Source organism: Sphingomonas sp. P4_D12 (genome assembly GCF_056401895.1).
This window is the reverse complement of the sequence record NZ_JBFUIL010000002.1, coordinates 468,855-490,032: the sequence shown is the minus strand read 5'-3', so window position 1 is coordinate 490,032 and position 21,178 is coordinate 468,855. Positions and strand designations below refer to the sequence as shown.

Sequence of the window (21,178 nt, the reverse complement as noted above, 5' to 3'; positions counted from 1 at the left end):
ATCTTTAGGAGCTCCTACCCGCCGCGGCGGACAGCTTCGAAGAACTCTTCCCCGCCCATCTGACCGCCCTTCAGCACCAGTTCGAGACCGTCGATCGCTGGATCCTGGGCATGCGCACGCACCAGCGGTGCCCCGCGTTCGATTGGCGCGGCCCAGGTCAAAGCATCGATGCCGAGCTGCGCGACTCCGTGGCTCGACGTGTCCCCGCCGGCGAAGAGCACGCGGCGCAACCCTCCCTGACGGATCGCCGCTCCGGCCACGCGGCCAAGCGCGGAGCCGAGGCGATCGCCTGCCGCTGGGGCGACCGCTCCAAGCGGGCCTTCCGCCGAATGGATCACCGCGCGGCCGCCCTCGCCCAGCGCGCCACCGGCCGCCTGCACCAGCCGCTCTTCTTCCGCGCTTTCGCCGCGCAGCAAGGCGTCGACATCGGCGCGGATCGTGGTGAAGCCGTCGGCCGTGCTGCGCGCGATCTGCGCAGCCGTCACTGGCGAGCAGCTTCCGCTTACCACGAGCAGCCGGTCGACTTCGGGTGCGCGGACATGATCCGGCTCGCCCTTGACGATCCCCGCTGCGCGCCATGCCAGCACCAGCGCGCGCGTGACGCCCGAACTGCCCACCGCGAATTTCACCTTGCGGCCGAGCAGGACCGCGCCGGTCGCGACGAGGTCGTCGACCGACAGTCCGTCGAACAGGACGCCCGCGGCGTCGCCTGCTTCGGCAAAGGCCGCATCGGTTTCGTCGGCGTGGATGCGATCGATCGGCACCAGGGCGATCCGCGCATCGGTCTGGTCGCCGAGATGCCGGATCAGGTCCGCCTCATGCATCGGCGTGACCGGGTGGCGCGACATGGTCGGGTGGCGGTCGATGCGGAATATCTCCGCTCCCGCCGCCGCGAAAAGATTGCCGAACGCGACATAGCGGCGAAGATGTGGTGCGCCGACGACGATCGCCGCCGGACCGCCGAACGCAGCAACACCGAGGTCCAGCGCGCGCCCGATCGAGCCGGTGTGCGGGCTGGAATCGAACGTCGAGCAGGTCTTGTAATGGACGATCGCGGCATCGCTGAGGCTGGCGAAGGCGCGGGGCAGATGGTCGTCCATCCATCCAGGCGAGCGACTGCGGCTGTCGCCGGCGAGGCCGATCGCCCTAGCGTCGGGAAAACGCGCGCGCAACGCGGCATCGGGCTCGCGCAGGAACAGGACCGCCGGCACCCCGCCATCGGCGCATTGCTCGAGAACGTCGGTCGATCCGGTGAAATCGTCGCCATAGAAAGCGTAGAGTGGCGTCACCCCCCGAAAGCCCCCAAAGCCGCGGCCAGTTCGGGTGCATCGCGCGCGGCGTCTTCCACCGGTACGCCGGCAACCGCCGCTTCCCATGCCTGACGCAGCGCGCGCACGCCCGCTGCCGGGCCGCCGGGATGCGCCATGATCCCGCCGCCGGCCGCGAACATGCAGTCGACCGAACCGAGCGCGGCGAAGGTCGGCGCGGCCTGTCTGGCCGACTGGCCCGAGGAGAAGACCGGCATGATCTCGCAACCGGGATGCGGCGGATCGAACATCGGCGTCAGGCATTCGCGCGCCGAGGCGATGACGCTCTCATTGCTCTCGCAGAATTTGTTGTCGATGCCATTGACGTGCGTGTGGTCGATCCCGGCGAGGCGCCACAATTTCTGGAAAGCGATATAGCTCATCCCGATCGCCGGCGAGCGGCCGAGCATGCCCCAGCCGTTGCGATGCCCGTGGATCGGCAGCTGGGAATGCGCTCGCAGCACCTTCATCGCCGGCAGGCCGATCGAATTCATGCTCGCCATCACGCAAGTGCCGCCCTCGGCGACGACATGGTCGTGGCGCGCCAGCATCTCGTCGATCTCGCCGGTCAGATTGGCGGCGTACATGACTTTCTTGCCGGTGCGCTCGGCATGGTCGTTGATCACGCGCATCACCGCCGAGACCCGCGCCTCGAACGGGCAATGCGGCCCGTCGGCCTGGAGCTCGTCATCCTTGATGAAATCGATTCCCGCCTCGACCAGGGTGCGGACCTGCTCGGCGGTCGCCTCTGGCGAGAGGCCGACGCTCGGCTTGATGATCGTGCCGATGATCGGACGGTCGAACACCCCCGCCAGCCTACGCGTGCCGGCGACGCCAAATTGCGGACCCTGATAGCGATCGAGGAATTCGGGCGGCAGCTTCACGTCGATCAGCCGCAGCCCGGAAAACGCCTTGAGCTCACTGAGATTGCCGTTGATCGTCGCCAGCAGATTGGGCAGCGACAGCCCCATGTTCGACACCGGCCAGGACAAGGTCACCCGCGCGGCGCGGCGCGTGGCGTCGCCCGATTTGGGCAGACCCGAGCCCGGTAGCGACGGCGCCGCGACCTCGCCCAGCTCGATCACATCCTCGATCCGCGCAGCGTGCGCCGCGCGCAGCTCGTCGGTCTCGCCGGGTACGCGCACGAAAGTGCCGGTCGATTGCTCGCCGGCCATCGTCTCCGCGGCCTGCTGCAGCGGAAAGGCGGTCTCGATCCAATAGGTCGCGCTGATCCGGGGTTCGGTCATCAGGCGGTCTTGAAATAGGTGTTGTAGCGTTCGGTATCGACGTTGAAATACGGTACGAACACGAGATCGCGACCGTCGACATGCGCGCGATACGACTGGGTCTGGCCCGGCATCGGCTCGAGCGCCGCCGGCAAGGCGATCGTCTGGTCACCGATCCCGGTCCAGGGGTTGAGTCCGACATACATCACCGCGCCGCGCATCACCGCCGCCAGATTCGGGTTCTGGTCATCGATCGGCAGAGTGCGCAGCGGCTGCGGCAGCGTCAGTTCGACCACGTCGCCTGCCTTCCAGGCGCGGCTGACCGTCGCCAGCGTGCCGGGCGCGACCGGTTGCGGCGCGCCGTTGACGCGGAGCGATGCGTTCCTGGTCCAGGCCGGAATGCGCAGCTTCAGCGCGAAACGGCCATTGCCCGGCTTGCGCACGATCAGGCGGATGTGATCGGTCGCGGGATAATCGGTTTCCTGCACGACTTCGACTGCGCCGCCGGGACGGTCCCAGCGGACTTCCGAGCCGGCATACATGTTGACCATCAGCGCATTGTCGTCGTGGAAATAGAGGCCCTGGACGTAATCGGCGACGCCCTGGACGAGCGTGCCCGAGCAGCACGGCCATTTCTTCTGGTAATAGAGCTTCTCGGCGTCGCCGCCGTAATTCGAATAATAAGGATAGTCGCCGTCGCTGTCGGGCAGCCGCGTCGCGAGCATCGTGTTGTAGAGCGTGCGTTCGAGCCCGTCGCCATAGACCGGTGCGCCGGTGAAGCGGGTGAGATAGCGCGCGAGCTTCATGTCGGCGAAACTGCCGCACGGCGTTTCGAAATGCGCCTTGGAGGTTTTGAGGCTGACGGCGAGCTTGCCCTGATGGAGCGGCACGAACTGCTCCTCCGGCCCCCAGCCGCCGCTCGCGAAACGCTGCGGCTCCATGAAGGTCCAGGCATTTTCGAGCGCCTTGCGATATTTGGGATCGCCGAGATGGAGATAGGCCTGGCCGCCCGAGCTCAGCGCGATCGTGTGGCTATAGGCATGTTTGGTCGGCAGCACGTCCTGGCCCGCCGCGAGCGGATCGAACCATTCCTTGTTGAGCAGGTAATGCACCGCCATGGCGCGATATTTGTCGTCGCCGGTGATGTCGGCGACGTGGAACAGATTCTCCGGCAGGACATAGGTCTCGTCATAAGGCGGATCGACCTTGCCGACGCGGTCGCGCGAGACGGGCGAGATATAGGGCATGCATTTGTCGATGATCATCGGCAGCAACGTCTTGGCCTGCTCGACTCCGCTCAAGCGATAGGCATCGACCAGGCCGACGACATATTTGTCCATGACATAGGCCGCCCACTGCTCCTGCGCCTTGGGTCCGGCATAGGGGTTCTTGGCAGCGACCATCGCCTTGCCGAAGCCGTCGACCAGAGTCGCGACCTTGGCGTGAGCCGCCTTGTCGCCGGTGGTGGCGCCGATCCGTGCGAGGCCGGAGACATATTGGCCGAAAGCGAGACCCGGCACGAAGCCGTCGGCGTCATACCAGCCGCCCATGTCGGGGCCGGGCGCCGGCAGACCGGCATTCTGACGGAAGACCTTGAGCAGGCGATCATTGTCGAGCGCGAGGTAATGCGCGGCAATATGGTCGTAATGCTGCTTGATCCGCCCGCCGGTGAGACGGACGGCGCCGTACGGGAATTCGTGCACCGCTTCCTTGCCACGCAATACTGCCTGCTGCGCGGCAAGCGCCATCGGCGACGTGGCCAGCGACCCCGCGGCCGCAGTCGCGCACGCCACGCAATGGACGAAGTCGCGGCGGGACAAGTCGGCCTTTTTCAAGCCTGTCATGGCAATCCTCTCAAAACTCGGCGACCTACGAACAGCGCGGCCAAGCCGATCCTGCTCTTGTGATATAATAGTATCATTTGCGCCGCAAGGCGGCGAAGCCGAGTGAAGGACTATTTCGTTGTCTTGCGTTTGCGCGATGCGCTCGCACGCTCGAGCCGGTCGAGGCCGTGGGTGATGATCGCGCGCATCGCCTGTGCCGCGCCGGGGCCGTCACCCGCTTCGATCAGATCGACGATGCGGGTATGGCCCTGCACGCTCTCTTCGTGCACCTCCGCCTCCCGCACCGGCGAGCTCAGCCGGAACGACGCGAGCAGAGCGGTTTCGATCACCGCCGCGAGCGACCGCATCAGCACATTCCCCGAGGCGTAACCGACCGCTTTGTGGAAATCGAGATCGGCATGGGCGAAATCGCTCGCGCTGCTCGTCGCTTCCGCCATGCGGGCAAGGCAGCAGCGCAGGATCTTTATGTCTTCGGGCCTCGCCTGGTTGGCTGCCGCTTCGGCCGCCGCCGGCTCGATCGACATGCGGATCGCGGCGATGTCGCGGATGAAGTCCACATCCAGTCCCTGGGCGACTTTCCAGGCCAGGATGTCGGCGTCGAAGAAGTTCCAGTGGACGCTGTCGAGCACGGTAGTGCCGACGCGTGTGCGCGCAACGATCAGGCCTTTCGCGGTCAAGGTCTTGAACGCCTCGCGCAACACGGTGCGCGACACGCCGAACCGCGCCAGCATCTCGGCCTCGGACGGCAATTTCGACCCGGGCGCGAAGACACCCGACAGGATATCGCTGCCGATCGAGCGTGCGACCTGGTCCGCGTTCGACAAGGTCGCGTCGGCGACCCTTCCGAAATCAGGACGGGATTGCATCGTCATTGGTCTCCTCCGATCGCCCGGTGCCGGAAATCCGATCGGGGTCGTAAACCGTATGACAATAAGGGCCGGAACTCGATGCGCGCAAGCGGCAGCCGTACGAGGGTTCGGATGTCGAGGATGCGATGGCGGTCACCTCAGCTCGATCTCGTCGGCGAACACTACGCGGACCGGACCGAGCAGCCCCGAATCCACCAGCGGTTCGTCCCTGGAATAGAAGGTCCAGGGCGAGAAAGTGACGCGGCCGCCGGGTGGCTTCGGCTGCCCGGCTTTGTACCAATCGGGGAAAGCCGTGATCTTTCGCGCCATGATCGGGGTCTTCTTGCCGTCGGCACCGACGCGCTCGCCGATTGCCCAGTCGCCGTCGACGTAGTTGCCCTCCTCGGGCAGCGCGGCGTCGGCGATCATGCGGTTGACCCAGAGGTTGGTGACCGCGACCGACACCGTGTTGGCGCCGGGATGGACGACATTAGTGATGTCGACGCGATACGGCTCCTTCCACACCACGCCGATATCCTTGCCGTTGACCGTGACCCTCGCGAGCACTTCGACGCGGCCGAGGTCGAGAAAGACGCGCCGCCCCTTGCGCAGCGCCGAGGCGGGAATGGTGATCTCGCGTTCATAGGTGGCGGTGCCGGAAAAATGCCGGATGCCGTCATCGGCGTTGCGGCTGAGCGATTCCAGGCGGGGCAACGTGGCGGCGGCCGGCGCCCCCCTGCCCGGTTGGAACCGCACCGTCCACGGACTGTCGACCGTGATCGGGTCCGGCACCGCGGCAGTGAAACTGGCGCCGCTGTCGGTGGTGTACTTGCCGCCGCGCCAGGCGAGCGCATCGAGCTTTCCGCTGTCGCGCCGGGTCAGCGTCACAGGCGAGGCACCGATGGTCGGAAGCGGCGGTCCTTTTGCGGCGTCCGCGACAATCTCGGCCGGGGTCAGCGCGCGCGGCACGGTGGCGAGCGGAGTCGCATTGCCCTCGAAGAAATAGGTCACGCCGGTCGGCGATGGCGCATCGCTGCCTCCCGCGAACACATGGCGCCCGCTCTTCAAGCCGGTGCGCACCAGCTTACCGTTGAGATAGAGGCTCGGCACGCCCTTATCATAGACCAACGCGACGTGCGTCCAGCCGCTGATCGGGGTCCGGCTGACCAGCACGGCGGGCACGACATCGGGCGAGACGCGCTCGATCACCATCGCGCCATTGCGGCCGATCGCAAGGCCGGCCACCGCCGTTCCTTCACCGTGCAGATCGCGGCCCGAGCGGGCGTTGATCAGGTAATTCTTGCCTGTCTCGTTGATCCGTCCCTCGATCTTCTCGTCGGGCATCACGCGGAGATCGATGTCTGGCTTGGCCCAGAGCGAGAGGGTGAAGCTGTCCGAGGGCGCGGGCGCGGCCTTGGCCGGCGCGGCGTCGAGATCGGCGACGCGCTGGCCGTCGCGCGCGATCCATTTGATGCCCTGCGCACCGCGCGCAGGATCGAGCATGACGAAGGTCGAGCCGGCCGGCGACAGGTCGAAGGAGACTGTCGTCGTATCGGCACCACTTTCGAACAGAGCCGGGCGGGCGACCTTGCCGGTCTCGGGGTCCCATAACGCCGGCACGGCATTGCCGACGCGGAAGGTGCAGCGCACGGTTTCCGCGCGGCGCTGGCGGTTGGCGACGAAATACATGTCGCTCGCCGTCAGTCGGCGATGGAGCCATACCAATTGGCCATCCGGACTATCGGTCCGGCATTGCGCGTCGGGCGTTATTTTCATGCCGGCAAGCGCGGCGCCGATGCCGCCGCCGGGAAGCACCCTGCCCTTGCCCACCGAACGTGCCGGCGCCGCTGCGGGGCCGCTGCCCCAGAGCGCCGCCGCCGCCGTCTCGAAGGCGCGATCGCCCTCGGACCTGCCGACGAGCGTGAGCGAATGTTGCGGCCTGGGACCCAGGATCGTCGCGCCTTGCTCGACCAGCGCGCGAAGCCGTTCGGCCAGCGCCGGGGTCATGCTCGACAAGGTCGCCGGCAGCACCAGCAAGCGGTAGCGCGCCCCGTTGGGCAGCACGATCGCGCCATCCTCGACATGCGCGCGAGTCAGCAGCACCTCGGCATTGACCAGGTCGTAATTATAGCCCGGCGGCATTTGCGGATCGAAATATTGCCCGATCTTCGGATTGGTATCGGGCGACACGTCGGGCCGGACATATTCGGCTTGGTTGGGACTTTCCTCGCCGACGAAATAGAGGACGTCGGCGACGTAGGTGCCCTGGCGCAGCAGATATTGGCTGCGCGCGAGATACTCCATCCACGGTTTCGACTGCGCGAACCAGGTGTTCGAGCGCTCGAGATTGATCCCCCACGGCCCCATGCTCATCCCCGGCACGGCGTTGGGATCGGGCTGGTGGGCGTAGCGGTGGAAGAAGACCTGGTTGAACCCTTGCGCGAACATCTGATCGCCCAGGAGCTTCATCGCATAGGGATAGTCCTGCCAGCGACTGGTCTCCGCCTCGCCGGTGAACGCCTCGGCGGCGATGACCGGCTTGCCGTAGACGTGCGCCGCCGAAGACACCATCTTGACCGAACGATTGTCGGTCCACGGCGTGCGCGTCCAGAATTCGGTCATCGGCACTTGTGCGCGGCCCGATACCTGGAGCTCGTCGAACGGGCCCGGGCCGTAGCCCTCGACATGGAATCGCAAGCCCGCCGCGTTCGCATTGGCCTGCATCCGGCCGTAATAATTGTCTGCCATCAGGTCGGCGAGCGTACGGCGGAAATCGAACAGGAATCGGTTCGACGTATCGAGATCGCCGACGATCCGCCCGGTCAGCGCCGGCAGATAGGGCAGCATCGAATAGCCGTTACGCTTCTGGAAGTCGGCGGGCAGCGCGGCCGTCCAGTTCTGCAGCCCGGCCTCGTAGCTGTCGATCTCGAGCATGTCGAAGGTCGAGCCGGCGAGCGGGCCCGACGCCTTGACCAATCGGTCGACGCTGCTCTTGAACTGAAAGTCGGTCGCTGCGGCGTCGAGCTTGTCGACTTCGAGCCCACGCCCCGAATCCGACGCGGAGACGTTGAGGTGCGCGGTCGTGGTGTGGCCGAAGCGCAGGATCGTCCAGCGGCCCGGTGGTGGCGTCCAACGCAACGTGCCCGACGCATCGACGCGTGCGGTAACATCGACGATCTTGCTGGGGTCGATCGCGTAGCGCGCCATCAGGTCGGACGGACGGGCCTCGGCCGCGGGCAGCATGTGGAACAGATGCTCGCCCTTGTTGCCCCAATCGTCGATCCGCGGCGTCGCGTAGAACAGGGCCTCGGCGAGCTTGAACGCCCCCTTGGGCGTGACGCGGAAATAGTGCGCGGTGACAGGTGCAAAATTGATGCTGCCCGGCGCTTCGATCCCGCGCTCGTGCTGGACCGGCGCGGAGACCTCGCCGACCTTCTGCCACGTTTGGCCATCGTTCGATGCCTCGATCGTCGCCGAAAAGGCCTTGGCCTCGATATCGCCGTAGAGCGTGACCGCCTGCGCGGTGAACGGCGCCTTCATTTCGATCACCAGCGGCGCATCGGGCGCGATGTCGACCGAGCTGTGCAGGTCACGGTCGGTCAGTACGCCGGCCGCGACGGGACCGGCGACGCGCATCGAGGCGATCGCGGCGCGATAGACGCTCTCGTCGCCGTCGCTCGCGGGGAAAGCGAGCACTGCCGCGTCCTGGTAGAAATCCTTCTTGGTATACGGTTGCGGCAGCTTGATCGCGACCGGCTTGCCGCCGGCGATCGTCGTCTCGTTCCAGACGATCTGCTGCATCGAGCGGTCGGGCGTAATCCATGGCCCGCCCGATGACGACCAGCCCGGCGCATTGTGCAGCCCGACCTTGAGCCCCAGTGCCTTGGCCCGCTCCATCATATGCGTCATCAGGTCGAGCCATTGCGGGCTGAGATAATCGACCGGCCCCTTGGGCACATCACTGCTGCCGTCGAACATCATCGCGCCGCCGAGCCCGGCGTCGCGCATCGCCGTGAGATCGGCATCGATCCCTTCCCTGGAGACGTTGCCGTTCATCCAGAAATAGAGCGTGTTGGGCCGGGCATCCGCCGGCGGATTGCGGAAGGTCGCCGGATCGGGATCGGCCGGTGTGGCTGCAGGTGCCGGCGCGGACACCGGCGCATCTTTTGCCCAGGCCGCGGCTGCCAGCGCCGCCATGGCGCACCCAGCCGCGAATCGCCCGATTCCAGTCATTCCCGGTCCTCTCCCGATGCCGCGATCCCCTGTCGCGGGATCGTTCAAACATCATATAAACATATTATTTGGCGCAAGGCCATGATTTCGCTAGGATGATCTCCGCCGCAACGGCCCGCCGGTGCAGCCGCAAGAATAGCCAGACAAAATCAAAGGGATGGGATGTCGATTCGCGGAATCATCGCCTTGCTGGCTGCGACGTTGGCGACGGGCGCACCGGCCTTGTCGACACCGCCGCAAGCATCGATCCCGTTCCCCCAACGCGCGACCGCCTTCGCGACTCGTCCGGCGATCGCGGTCGGCACCGCCTGGTATCCCGAGCAATGGCCCGAGGCGCGCTGGGACGCCGATCTCGCCATGATGAAGGCGACGGGATTCAACATTGTGCGCATCGGCGAGTTCGCCTGGAGCCAGATGGAGCCCGAGGAAGGCCGCTTCGATTTCGCCTGGCTCGATCGCGCTATCGCGGCGGCCGAACGCCACGGCATGATGGTCGTGCTCGGCACCCCAACCGCGGCGCCGCCCGCCTGGCTCACCCAGAAATATCCTGACGTGTTGCGCGTCGACGAGAACGGTGCGCGCGCCGGCCATGGCGCGCGCCGGCAATTCTCGTTCGCGAGCAAACGCTATCGCGACTTCAGCCGCCGGATCGCGACCGAGATGGCGAAACGTTACGGCCACAATCCCGCATTGGTCGGCTGGCAGATCGACAATGAGGTTGGCCCGCCCTCGTTCGACGACGAGGCGGTCACCGCCTGGCACGCTTTCCTCAAGGCACGCTACGGCTCGATCGAGGTGCTGAACAAGCGCTGGGCGACGCAATATTGGAGCCAATATTACAACGATTTCGAGCAGGTGCCGCTCCACGCCACCGGCCAGCAGAACCCGGCGCTGCTGCTCGATTTCAAGCATTTCACTACCGCGACTTGGATCGATTATGTCCAGAACCAGGTGCAGGCGATCCGCCCGCTGATCGATCCGCGCATGTTCGTCACCACCAACACGATGTTCTGGAATGCGGGCTTCGACCATTTCGCCATGCATCGCGGCCTCGATATCGCGGCGTGGGACAATTACATTCCCGACGGGCGCCCCGATTGGGTGGCGAACGGCGCCAATCACGACCTTGTCCGCGGCTACAAGCAGCGCAATTTCTGGCTGATGGAAACGCAGCCCGGGCGCGTCGATTGGGTCCCGGTCAACCGCGCGCTCGATCCCGGCCAGGTGCGCGAGATGGCGTGGCAAGCGGTCGCGCATGGCGCCGATGCCGTGCTTTACTGGCAATGGCGCCCGGCCGCCAACGGGCAGGAAACCTATCACGGCGCGATCCTGGGACAGGACGGCGAGCCTAATCCGATCCAGCCGGAAATCGCCAGGACCGCGAGCGAGCTGACCAAGGCCGCTCTATTGCTCGCCGATACCGCGCCGGTCGCGCGCGTGGCGATGATCTTCTCGTACGACAGCCGCTGGGCGATCGACCTGCAGCGCCATCATCGCGACTTCGATCCGGTCAAGGCGTTCACCGATTTCTACCGCCCGTTGCGCGTCCAGGCGCAGGGCGTGGCGATCGCGCCGGCGGAGGCCGATCTGTCACGCTACCCGTTGGTCGTGGCGCCCAATCTCAACGTGCTGACCGAAGATCAGGCCAAGGCGCTCGACCGTTATGTCCGCGCCGGTGGGCATCTCGTGCTCGGGCCGCGCTCCGGCATGAAGGACGATGCAAACGCTCTGTGGCCGCAGCGCCAGCCAGGGCCGCTGACCGATCTGCTCGGTGCGCGGGTCGAGCAATTCTATGCACTCGACCAGGATGTCGGCATTGCCGGCAGCGTGGAAGGCAAAGCGTCAATCTGGGCTGAAGCGCTGACGCCGGTCGCGCGCGACGTCCGCACCCTGGCGACCTATCGCGATGCCGGCGGCTGGCTCGACGGCAAGCCGGCGATCGTCACGCGTGCGGTCGGCCGCGGCAGCATTACCTATGTCGGCGCCTGGCTCGACGCCGCGACGATGGCGAAGCTTGCCGCCAATCTGCTCGACGACGCCAAGATCGCGCCGATCGTCGCGGGCGCCGATCCCGACCTCGAGATCGCCGAGCGCGCCGGCGGCGGCAAGCGCCTGGTCATCGTCATCAATCATGGCAATGTGGCGCATCCGGTCGCGCTGCCCGCCGGCGCCTCCCCTGTCGGAGACGACTGGGCTGGCGGCCGGATCGCCGCGCATGGCGTGGCCTTGTTTGAAATCGCTCGCGGAGGAAAATGATGAAACCTGGCCTCACCCTCGCTCTCCCGCTGATCGGCCTGCTCGCCGTCGCCGCTGCCGGAACGCCGGAGCGCTGGGTGCCCGGCTGGGCCGCGCCGCCGATCGGGTATGAGCCCAAGATCAAGGAAGCGCTCGGCCGTCCATTCAAGGACGAGAGCGTCCGCCAGGATCTCCGTGCCGGGATCGCTGGTCGGGCGATCCGCGTACGCTTCTCGAACGAGCTGTCGGACGTCCCGCTGCGCATCGGCGCGGTGTCGGTCGTGCGGCTCGACGCGCAGGACAGACCGGTCGCGGGCAGCCTGCGCTCGCTGACCTTCTCGGGCGCGCCCGACACGATTATCCCGATCCGCGCGCCGATGCTGTCCGACCCGATCGACTATCCGGTCACGGCCGGCGAGCGGCTCGCCATCACGGTCTATTATCCGGAGGAAGCGGCGCCGCCCGCCCATGCGCAGATGGTCGACGTGGCTCCAGGGGACGCAACTACCGCGCTCACACTGACCAATCCGCAGCACGCGCGAGCCCCGGGCGTGGTCAGCGGATTGGAGGTCTCCAGCCCGGCCGCGACGCGCGTTCTGGTCACCTTCGGCGATTCGATCACCGAGGGCGCGGGCGCATCGAAGGCGATGAGCTGGCCCGACCAGCTCGGCCGCCTGCTCGCCGCCAGTCCGCGCGGGCGGTGCTGGGCGATCGCCAATGAAGGGATTAGCGGCAACCGTCTGCTCAGCATGGGCCGAGGACCCGATGCACTGTCGCGCTTCGACCGCGACGTGCTCGCGGTGCCCAACGCCACCCATGTCGTGATCCTCGAAGGGATCAACGACATCGGCAAGGTGCGCGACCCCAAGGATTGGCAGCCTCCCGCCGCCAATCTGATCGCGGCGTACGAGCAGATGCTGGCGCGCGCGAAGGCACGCGGGCTCAAGGTGATCGTCGGGACGCTGCTGCCGTATGAAGGCGCGGCCTATGCCGACGCCGCGGGTGAGCAAAGGCGCGCGACGGTCAATGCGTGGATCCGGGCGAACGCCAAAAGGTTCGATGGCGTGATCGACTTCGACGCCGCGATGGGCGAACCCGGAAAGCCGACCGTGATGCGGCTGGCGGAGCAGATTGGCGACCATCTGCATCCGAACGACGCCGGCTATGCACGGATGGCGAAGACCGCACTGCCGGTGATTGTGGGTCAGGGCTGCCGGTAAGCGGTCGGCTACCGACGCCGACTTTCAATTACTTCGTCACCCCGGCCTTGTGCCGTGTTCAAGCTTTGGCCTGCCCCCGGCAGGCCAAAATCGTGTCCGGGGGACACGATTTCGCTTTGAACACCACTCTTCCACAACCGAGTTGAGGCGTTGTTGCACGGTGGATGCCGGGACAAGCCCGGCATGACGATTAGGTAGGGACGCGAATAAGCGAGCTTTTGAGGCCAAAGCGGTCCAGGCATCAGCGTTCAACCCGGATCAAATAGCTGGTCGTCGCCGGACTGCCGATCGGGATTTCCCAGCCCGGTTCGATCATCTTGCCCGATATCTCCTTGCCGATCGGGCGCGCCGAGCCATCGAGCGGCTGCGCGAACACGCCGATTGCGCCTTCGAGATCCTTGAGCGTAACCCAGCCGGTGATCGGCTCGATCAGGGTCGGCGCGGTGCCCCAGACGGTCAGGTTCGATCCCCGCTCATCCCATTTCTGGCCGCTATTCTCGACCCGTCCCGTTGTGGTCAGCAGGATGCGGTTGGACAGGTTGAGCGGCTTGCCGTCGAGCGACGACAAGGTGATCACCGCAAAGCGGTTGCGGATCTGCGCCGACAGGTTGCGCGTCTCTATGTTGTTGGCGCTGACGAAGCCGACCAATGCCTGGCTGCGCGGGCTGTTGACACTGACCAGGCCGTTCTTGCCACCGTCGGTCAACCAGCTGAGCTCGCCGGTATCCGAGACGATCGGGTTCATCGGTCCGAGCGGCGCTGGCAGGCTGGGCTTGCAGTCGAGACACGACACACGCGAGCCGTGGACCAGCGGAATGCGGACATCGAAACCCGGCGTGTAATAGGGCATCGCCGCGCGCGGCAGCCGCGCCGCCTCGCTGATCTGGTCGGTCGAATAAGAGCGTGTCAGCATCGTCTTCGCCGCCGACACGTCGCCGCGCAGGAAGATCATCGCGCCGACCGGCATTTGCGCCATCGCCACCGGATCGAGCGTCATGTCGAAATGGTCGGTGATCATCGGCGTCCACTCGCCCGCGACCTTGGTCTCGAACGTGTAGAAGAATACCGCGTCCCAATCCTGTAGCGAGGCATAAGAGGCCAGGATCGGAATCATCTCGGCGGCGTAATCGGTCGGGTACGGCTGGTTGACCTCGCTGACCGTGAACGGCTTGCCCGCCACCGCGCTGCGCGCGAGCTTGAGGATGGTGGACAGTTCGGGCGAATTGACCATCGGTTCGTTGCGCTGGCCGTAGATTGCCGGGTGCTGCCAATAGACATGCGCGTCGACGATGTCGGACTTGATGAGCGTCCGCATCAGCGGCTGGTTGGCCATGAAATAGGTGTGGTCGGCCATCGGGATGATCGGCACCTTCACCCCGACCTCATCCTTGAGGAAGCGCTTCATCTCGGCGTGGAAATCGACTTCGACCGAGGTGAGGAAGGCGATCTCGGCATCGAACCGCAGCCGCGGCGCGTCGGGATGGTCGCCGCGGCGCATGAACGGCACCCGCTGGCCATCGGCGACGCCCGCCATCCGGTGCAGTTCGGCAATCTCGGCGGGCTTGCGGTTCTTCGCCAGCCAGTCGTTGTACATTTTCACCAGCAGCGCTTCGTAATGCGGCGTCATGTCGAGCTGGTAGTTGGGACCGTCCTTGCTCCGCTCGCCGCGCAGCCAGTTGCGCGCCCAGAATTCGAGCAGCGAATTTTCGTTGACGACCTCGACCAACGCCACCGCCGGATCGTCGGCATAGCGCAGCCCGGTATAGGCGTTGCGATGGCCGAGCAGCTGCCTGGCGTAATCCTTTTGCAGCGCAATCAGCTCGGGCCCGAAATAGGTGAAGGCCTTGGCGTTGTTGATCAGGTCGACGTCAGGGACGTTGTCGCCCGATTTGAACACGCGCCCGACATTCAGGTTGAAGTCGGCATAGATGCCGTTCTTCTTGAGCTCGGCGATCCAGTAATCGAGCCGGTCGAGCTGGTCGGGATTGAAATGCTGGCTGTCGGGCAGGTCGCCGCGGATCAGGCCGCGCGGCGGATGCGTGAAGGGTCCCGCGGTCGGCGAGATAGCAGCGCCTTCGTTGCGGATCGGCAGCGCGGTGTCGGGGCGGTCGAGAAAATGCAGCCGCACGCAATTGACGCCGATCCGTGCCAGCGCCGCGGCGTAGGTCTCCGCCGCCTTGTGATCGGGAAGCTCGGCCGAGCCCTTGGCCCAGCCGGTCATGTTGAAGCCCCAGCAGCGGAAGCGTTTGCCGTCGCCGCGATAAAGGTGCCCGTCCTGAACGCGGATGAAACCGTGGCTGCCGGCGGGACCGTCATGGACGAACCGTGCATCGGCGGGGGAATCGACCCGCACCTCGTGATCGACGGTGAAGGGCTGGAGCGCCGGCGTGTCGGACTGCGGCCGGCCCGATGCCGGCCGCCGTTCAGTCGGTGATCAATGCGTTCGAATACGCAGCGCGTAGGGGAAGGACCCGTCGGCTGCGAGGGGCAGGCTCACCTTCAGCCCCTGCGGCGTCTGCTGCCAGCTGATCTTGCCGCCATCGAGCAGTTCGATGCTCCTGATCGGCGCATCGAGATAAGGGGTTCCGGCATAGAGAGTCTTGATCAGCACCTTCCCGTCCGACGGACGCGCCAGCCCAAGCGCGTAAACGGCGTTGCCCTTGGCGGTGAAGCGGATGTCCTGCGCCGTGAAGCCCTTGATCGCCGACTGCTCGACCTGGCCGCCAACGCGGACCTGGCCCGACTTGGTCGGCCCCTCGCCGAAATATTTGAACGGACGCGTGCCGTAGATCGCCTCGCCATTGACCTTGAGCCAGCCGCCCATGCCCTTGAGCACCGAGACGATCTCGTCGGGAATGGTGCCGTCGGACTTGGGACCGACATTGAGCAGCAGATTGCCGTTCTTGCTGACGATATCGATCAGGTCGGCGACTAGAGATTGCGGGGTGCGATAGCTGTCGTTCCTGGCATAGCCCCAGCTTTTCAGGCTGACCGACGTGTCCGACTGCCACGGCGTCAGCCTGAGCTGATCGGTCTTGCCGCGTTCCATGTCGAACAGGGCACTGCCCTCGGCGAACTGGCCGCCTTTATAGGCGATGATCCCCGGCGACCCCCAGCTCGCGCTGCGGTTGTAATAATAAGCGGCTGTGTCGCGCATCCGCGATTCGAACATCGGCGCGGCGGTCCACCAGTCGAAATAGATCAGTTCGGGGTGGTATTTGTCGATCAGCTCTGACGTGCGCCCCATCCAGTCGTCCATGAACGCCTTGCTCGGCGGCAGCCATTCCTGGAGCTGGTTGCCATCGGGCCAGTTGGTCGGGCCGTCGGCGGGCAGGCCCATCGGCGCGGCGGGGCCGTAGAGCCCGGCATATTTCGGGTCGTTCACGTCGGAATCGAACGTGCGCCCCATATAATACCACCACCAATGCTCGGCGCGGTGCGAGGACAGGCCGAAATGCATGCCGCGGGCGCGCGCCGCCTTCGCGATCAGGCCGACCACGTCGCGATGCGGACCCATCTCGGCCGCATCCCATTCGGTCAGGTCGGACTGGTACATCGCGAAGCCGTCGCAATGCTCGGCGACCGGGACGACATAGCGTGCCCCCGCGTCCGAGAAGAGCTGAACCCAGGCGGCGGGATCGAACTTCTCCGCCTTGAACTGGGGAATAAAGTCCTTGTAGCCGAACTTCGATTGCGGGCCGTAAGTCGCGACCTGGTGCTCGTAGGCGGCGTTGCCCGGCACGTACATGTTGCGCGAATACCATTCGTTGGCGAAGGCCGGGACCGAATAGACTCCCCAATGGATGAAGATGCCGAACTTGGCGTCGCGGAACCAATCCGGGGTGCGGTATCCGGCGCGCAGCGAATCCCAGTCGGACTTGAACGGCCCCTTCGCGATTCCCGTTTTGACGTTGGTCAGCTTGGTGGCGAGCCTGGCCTGATAGCCCGGGATTTCGGCCGACGCCGCCGACGCCATCAATGCCAGCGCGACGCCCATTGCCGCTCCGCGCGCGATGCTCTTGATCAGCGTGGCCATCGCTCTCTCTCCCGGTCGAGGCGCGCGGCTGATGCCCGTCGCCAAGGCTCGTGATCTAAATCACCGCGCCCCGGCCGATCAAGCTTTATTATCGTATCATATTACATTATTCGACGTTCAAACGCCAACGATGGGCGGGAGAGGATTATGGGACTCGGACGTCGCGAATTCCTGGCGGGCGCCGCTGCGGGCAGCTTCGCGGTCACGCTGAGTTGGCCCGAAATGAGCGAGGCCGCGAGCGACGACGCCTTGCTCGATCAATTCCGATCGCCTGGCCCTGATGCGCGCCCGCACACCTGGTGGCATTGGATGAACGGCAACGTCACCGCCGAGGGGATCACGCTAGATCTCGAGGCGCTGGCGCGGGTTGGAGTCGGCGGCGTCCACATGTTCGATGTCGGCTGCGGCATTCCGCAGGGGCCGGCCAAGACGCTGAGCGCCGAATGGGTGAAGATGATCCGTCACGCCGCCGATGAATGCGGCCGGCTGGGGCTGACACTCGTCCTGCACAATTGCCCCGGCTGGTCGTCGAGCGGCGGCCCCTGGATCACGCCCGAGCGCGGGATGCAGCAACTCGTGTGGAGCGAAATAACTGTCGACGATGGCGCTCCGATCGACCGCGTCCTGCCGCGCCCGTTCACCCGGCTCGATCATTATCGCGACGCGATGGTGATCGCCTATCCGGCACTCCCGGGCGGCCGCGCGGCGGTGCGCGGGCAAATCGTCCGCGCGACGCTCAACGGCGCGTCTGCCGACGTGCGGCTGATCACTGATGGCGACGGGTCGACCGCGCTCGACGTCAAACCGGGCGACTCGCCGTCGCAAATCGTGGTCGAGTTCGCCACGCCCTACCGCGCCCGCTCGATGCTGCTGCAGGCGTCGCCGCCGGAGGACAACGCCAATTTCTCGCCTTCGGCCGCCTTCACGGTCGAGGCGTCGGATGACGGCAGGACTTGGCGTCGGCTCGCCCATGCGCCGGTACCGACATGGCGCGTCCACACCACGCCGCCGATCGTCGCCAATTTCGCGGAGACCGCGGCGCGCTTTTACCGGGTGAGCGTACCGGCCGCCTGCCGCCTCTCGGAACTCCGCCTGTCGACCGATCCGCGCGTCGCTGACCTCGGCGCCAAAGGCGGCTGGGGGCGCTATGCCAATATTGGCGAGACGCCCGATGCGTCTGACCCGGGCGCCACGATCGATCCGGCACAGGTGATCGACCTCAGTCGCTTTATGGCTGCCGACGGCCGGTTGCGCTGGACGCCACCCAAAGGCGCCTGGACCATCCTCCGCTTCGGCCATACCGCGACGGGAGCGCGCAACGTTTCCGCCGCGACCGCGGGCATCGGCCTGGAATGCGACAAATTCAGTGCCGACGCGCTCGACTTCCATTTCGACGCCTATTTTCGCGAATTGCTCCCCGCGCTCGAGCGGCTCGGCCGACGCCAGCTCGCGGGTGTGCTGATCGACAGTTACGAAGTCGGCATGCAGAATTGGACCGCGGCCATGCCGCGCGAGTTTGAGGCACGGCGCGGCTATGCGCTGACCAGATACATGCCCGCACTGACCGGCCGGCTGGTGGGCGACCCTGAGACGACCGAACGCTTTTTGTGGGACATGCGCCGCCTTCAGGCGATCCTGATGGAAGACCTTTATTACGGCCGCTTCCACGATCTGTGCCGCCAGCACGGATTGCTGTCCTTCACCGAGCCCTATGGCAACGGCCCGTTCGACGACCAGCGTCCCGGCGCCAAGGTCGACAGCCTGATGGGCGAATTCTGGGTGCGCGGCGGCGCCGCCGCTTATTCGGTCAAGGTCGCCGCGACCACCGCGCACGTTCAGGGCAAGACTTTCGTCGGCGCCGAATCCTTCACCGGCCGCCCGGCTCAGTCGCGCTGGCAGGAGCATCCCTATGCGATGAAGGGCCTGGGCGACGAGATGTACGCACTCGGCCTCAACCATTTCGTGTTCCACCGCTATGCCCAGCAGCCGCACCCGACCGCGCGGCCCGGCATGACGATGGGCCCCTGGGGATTCCATTTCGACCGGACCAACACCTGGTTCGACGAGGCCAAACCGTGGCTGAGCTATGCCACGCGCTGTCAGCACATGCTGTCCTCGGGCAATTTCGTCGCCGATATCCTGTTCTTCACGGGCGAGAATTCTCCGGTGCAATGCCCGGTCGATATCGAGGAGCCGATCGCGGCCACCTTGTCGGGCCCGCGGCCCAGGCTGCCGCATTCGGTTCCGGCGGGACACGATTACGACGTGTGCGGCGCCGATGTGCTGCACGAACGCGCGCGGATCGAGGGCAATCACATCGTGCTGCCCGACGGCATGCGCTACCGATTGCTGGCCATGCCCGACGACCCACGCATCACGCGCGAGACGCTGGCCAGGATCGACGATCTGGTCCACGCGGGCATGTGGCTGGTCGGCGCGCGGGTCGAACGCTCGCATGGACTGCGCGACTATCCGAACAGCGATGCCGAGGTGAAACGGCTGGCAAGCGGCTTGTGGGGCGACCTCGACGGCAAGACGCGGACATCGCGCGCCTGCGGCAAGGGACGCGTCTTCTGGGGCGTGTCGCTTGAGCGGGTGTTGGCTGAGGCGGGGCTCGCGGCGGACGTCGCGATCTCGACCCGCGCCAACGACGCCAAGATCCACTGGATCCATCGCCGCACCGCCGATGCGGAAATCTATTTCGTGTCCAACGCGCGGCGGCGTCCCGAGGATCTAGTCGCGACTTTCCGCGTCGCCGGACGCCAGCCCGAATGCTGGGACCCGATGACCGGGGAGACCCATTCCCTGCCGGTGTATGAGCAGGCTGACGGCCATATCCGCGTTGCCCTTCGGCTCGACGAGGCAGGCTCGTGCTTCGTCGTCTTCCGCAAGCCGAGCACCGCGTCGGGGGCGCTCGCGCTGCGCGGACCGGCGACCGAAGTGCTGCGGACTGCCGCCTATCCCGCTGCCCCGCGCGAGGAGGCCGAGGGACGCTTCACGATTTCGGCCTGGATCAAGCCCGAGGTCGAACTGTGGCCGATCAGTCCCGACATGGCCGTGCCCAACCCCGAACCCAAACTGGCGGCCGGACGCGCCGTCGCGCTCGCCCGCGGTGGGAACGTGGAGACGCTGGGGATCGCCGGCGCCAGCTTCCTGATCGATCCGCCCGCCGGCAAGACGATCTACGGCGCGGGCAACGCCACCGTTGCGCTATCGGCGGGTCGCAACGGCGTCATCGCTTATGCCAATGAAGGCGACAGCTATCGCGCGGTGCTGTCGGCACCGACACCGATCGCGGGATGGACTCATCTCGCGCTGACCGCCGACAATGGCCGCACCGCATTGTTCCTCGACGGGAAGCCGGTCGCCACCGGCCTGCCGATAAAGGCGCGGCTCCACGCCCTGCTCAACGCCACGATCAACCAGCCGCGATTGTTCGAAGGCGACAGCGCCGGGCTGAGGCTGCATCGGGACGTACTCGATCGATCGGCGATCGGCCGCCTCGCCGCCGAACAGCCCCCGGCGCCCACCGCGCCGCCTGCCTGCGAAATCGTCCCGGGCGGGCTGCTCCTCTGGCAGGCGGGACGGTACGCCCTTGGCGACCGGCAAATCGATGCTGCCACGATCCCCCCACCCGTCGGTCTTGCCGGTCCATGGCAGGTCTCCTTCCCGCCCGACCTCGGCACGCCGGCGGCGATCACCCTCGACCGCCTCGCGTCGCTGCATCGCTATGCCGATTTCGGGGTTCGGCACTTTTCGGGCACGGCGACCTGGCGGACGCGGTTCGCGGTTCCGGCTTCGGCGCTGGGGAGCGACCGGCGGCTGTATATCGATCTCGGCCGCGTCGAGGTGATTGCGCGCGTCGTGGTCAACGGCAAACCCCTGGGCGCGCTGTGGAAGCCGCCCTTCCGCGTCGATGTCACCGACGCGGTGCGCGCCGGCGACAATCTGCTCGAGGTGCACGTCACCAACCTCTGGCCCAACCGCCTGATCGGAGACGAACACTTTCCGCCGGAGAACGCCTACACGGTCAATGCGTTCGGCTGGGATGGCGGGATCGAGCGCCTACCCGATTGGTACCGCGACGGCCGTCCCAAACCATCCGGCCAACGGGTCGCCTTCACCACCTGGAAACATTATTCGGCGGACTCGCCGCTGCTCGAATCCGGCCTGCTCGGACCCGTCCTGCTACGCAGCGCGCGGTTCATCCGCTTGAGCTGAGCGCGTCG

Annotated in this window: 10 protein-coding genes; 3 read left to right on the top strand and 7 right to left on the bottom strand. The window is 66.1% G+C overall.

The genetic code is table 11. From position 1 onward, the window contains the following. Positions 1-14: 14 nt before the first annotated feature. The 5 genes from AC1DSD_RS04860 to AC1DSD_RS04840 all read right to left on the bottom strand — a co-directional run bounded on the left by AC1DSD_RS04860 (position 15) and on the right by AC1DSD_RS04840 (position 9,422). On the bottom strand, positions 15-1,289 hold the full coding sequence (locus AC1DSD_RS04860) for a four-carbon acid sugar kinase family protein (RefSeq protein ID WP_478028786.1): 1,275 nt from the start codon (positions 1,287-1,289) through the stop codon (positions 15-17). Beyond that, a complete protein-coding gene (locus AC1DSD_RS04855; RefSeq protein WP_478028785.1) occupies positions 1,286-2,554 on the bottom strand; it encodes a ribulose-bisphosphate carboxylase large subunit family protein in 1,269 nt (422 codons plus the stop codon). The genes AC1DSD_RS04860 and AC1DSD_RS04855 overlap by 4 nt, the downstream gene beginning before the upstream one ends. After that, positions 2,554-4,377 (bottom strand): beta-L-arabinofuranosidase domain-containing protein, encoded by a 1,824-nt coding sequence (locus AC1DSD_RS04850; RefSeq protein WP_478028784.1) that lies wholly within the window; start codon positions 4,375-4,377, stop codon positions 2,554-2,556. The genes AC1DSD_RS04855 and AC1DSD_RS04850 overlap by 1 nt, the downstream gene beginning before the upstream one ends. A gap of 110 nt (positions 4,378-4,487) precedes the next feature. Further along, the gene (locus AC1DSD_RS04845) at positions 4,488-5,243 is read right to left on the bottom strand and encodes a FadR/GntR family transcriptional regulator (RefSeq protein WP_478028783.1); all 756 of its coding nucleotides are present in this window, start codon (positions 5,241-5,243) and stop codon (positions 4,488-4,490) included. A 135-nt stretch (positions 5,244-5,378) separates the two neighbouring features. Continuing rightward, positions 5,379-9,422 carry a glycosyl hydrolase gene (locus AC1DSD_RS04840; protein WP_478028782.1) on the bottom strand — a complete coding sequence of 1,348 codons (4,044 nt, stop codon included), beginning with the start codon at positions 9,420-9,422 and terminating at the stop codon, positions 5,379-5,381. A gap of 198 nt (positions 9,423-9,620) precedes the next feature. Here AC1DSD_RS04840 and AC1DSD_RS04835 point away from each other — a divergent pair, with 198 nt between their 5' ends. After that, positions 9,621-11,714 (top strand): beta-galactosidase, encoded by a 2,094-nt coding sequence (locus tag AC1DSD_RS04835; RefSeq protein WP_478028781.1) that lies wholly within the window; start codon positions 9,621-9,623, stop codon positions 11,712-11,714. Beyond that, positions 11,714-12,913, top strand: a complete 1,200-nt coding sequence (locus AC1DSD_RS04830; RefSeq protein WP_478028780.1) for an SGNH/GDSL hydrolase family protein — start codon at positions 11,714-11,716, stop codon at positions 12,911-12,913. Before AC1DSD_RS04835 ends, AC1DSD_RS04830 begins: the two co-directional genes overlap by 1 nt. Before the next feature lie 241 nt (positions 12,914-13,154). Here AC1DSD_RS04830 and AC1DSD_RS04825 read toward each other — a convergent pair whose 3' ends face one another. Beyond that, entirely contained in the window at positions 13,155-15,266 is a 2,112-nt protein-coding gene (locus AC1DSD_RS04825) for a hypothetical protein (RefSeq protein ID WP_478028779.1), read from the bottom strand. Positions 15,267-15,347: 81 nt separating this feature from the next. Next, positions 15,348-16,949 carry an alpha-L-fucosidase gene (locus AC1DSD_RS04820; RefSeq protein WP_478028778.1) on the bottom strand — a complete coding sequence of 534 codons (1,602 nt, stop codon included), beginning with the start codon at positions 16,947-16,949 and terminating at the stop codon, positions 15,348-15,350. A 147-nt stretch (positions 16,950-17,096) separates the two neighbouring features. On the opposite strand from AC1DSD_RS04820, the gene AC1DSD_RS04815 reads away from it, so the two are divergent. Continuing rightward, on the top strand, positions 17,097-21,170 hold the full coding sequence (locus AC1DSD_RS04815) for a glycosyl hydrolase (protein WP_478028777.1): 4,074 nt from the start codon (positions 17,097-17,099) through the stop codon (positions 21,168-21,170). Positions 21,171-21,178 lie beyond the last annotated feature (8 nt).

What these genes read in the sequence shown, in the direction of transcription:
- AC1DSD_RS04835 (WP_478028781.1), top strand. Translation starts at nt 9,621, where the DNA reads ATGTCGATTCGCGGAATCATCGCCTTGCTGGCTGCGACGTTGGCGACG.
- AC1DSD_RS04845 (WP_478028783.1), bottom strand. Translation starts at nt 5,243, where the DNA reads ATGCAATCCCGTCCTGATTTCGGAAGGGTCGCCGACGCGACCTTGTCG.
- AC1DSD_RS04850 (WP_478028784.1), bottom strand. Translation starts at nt 4,377, where the DNA reads ATGACAGGCTTGAAAAAGGCCGACTTGTCCCGCCGCGACTTCGTCCAT.
- AC1DSD_RS04820 (WP_478028778.1), bottom strand. Translation starts at nt 16,949, where the DNA reads ATGGCCACGCTGATCAAGAGCATCGCGCGCGGAGCGGCAATGGGCGTC.
- AC1DSD_RS04840 (WP_478028782.1), bottom strand. Translation starts at nt 9,422, where the DNA reads ATGGCGGCGCTGGCAGCCGCGGCCTGGGCAAAAGATGCGCCGGTGTCC.
- AC1DSD_RS04815 (WP_478028777.1), top strand. Translation starts at nt 17,097, where the DNA reads ATGGGACTCGGACGTCGCGAATTCCTGGCGGGCGCCGCTGCGGGCAGC.
- AC1DSD_RS04855 (WP_478028785.1), bottom strand. Translation starts at nt 2,554, where the DNA reads ATGACCGAACCCCGGATCAGCGCGACCTATTGGATCGAGACCGCCTTT.
- AC1DSD_RS04830 (WP_478028780.1), top strand. Translation starts at nt 11,714, where the DNA reads ATGAAACCTGGCCTCACCCTCGCTCTCCCGCTGATCGGCCTGCTCGCC.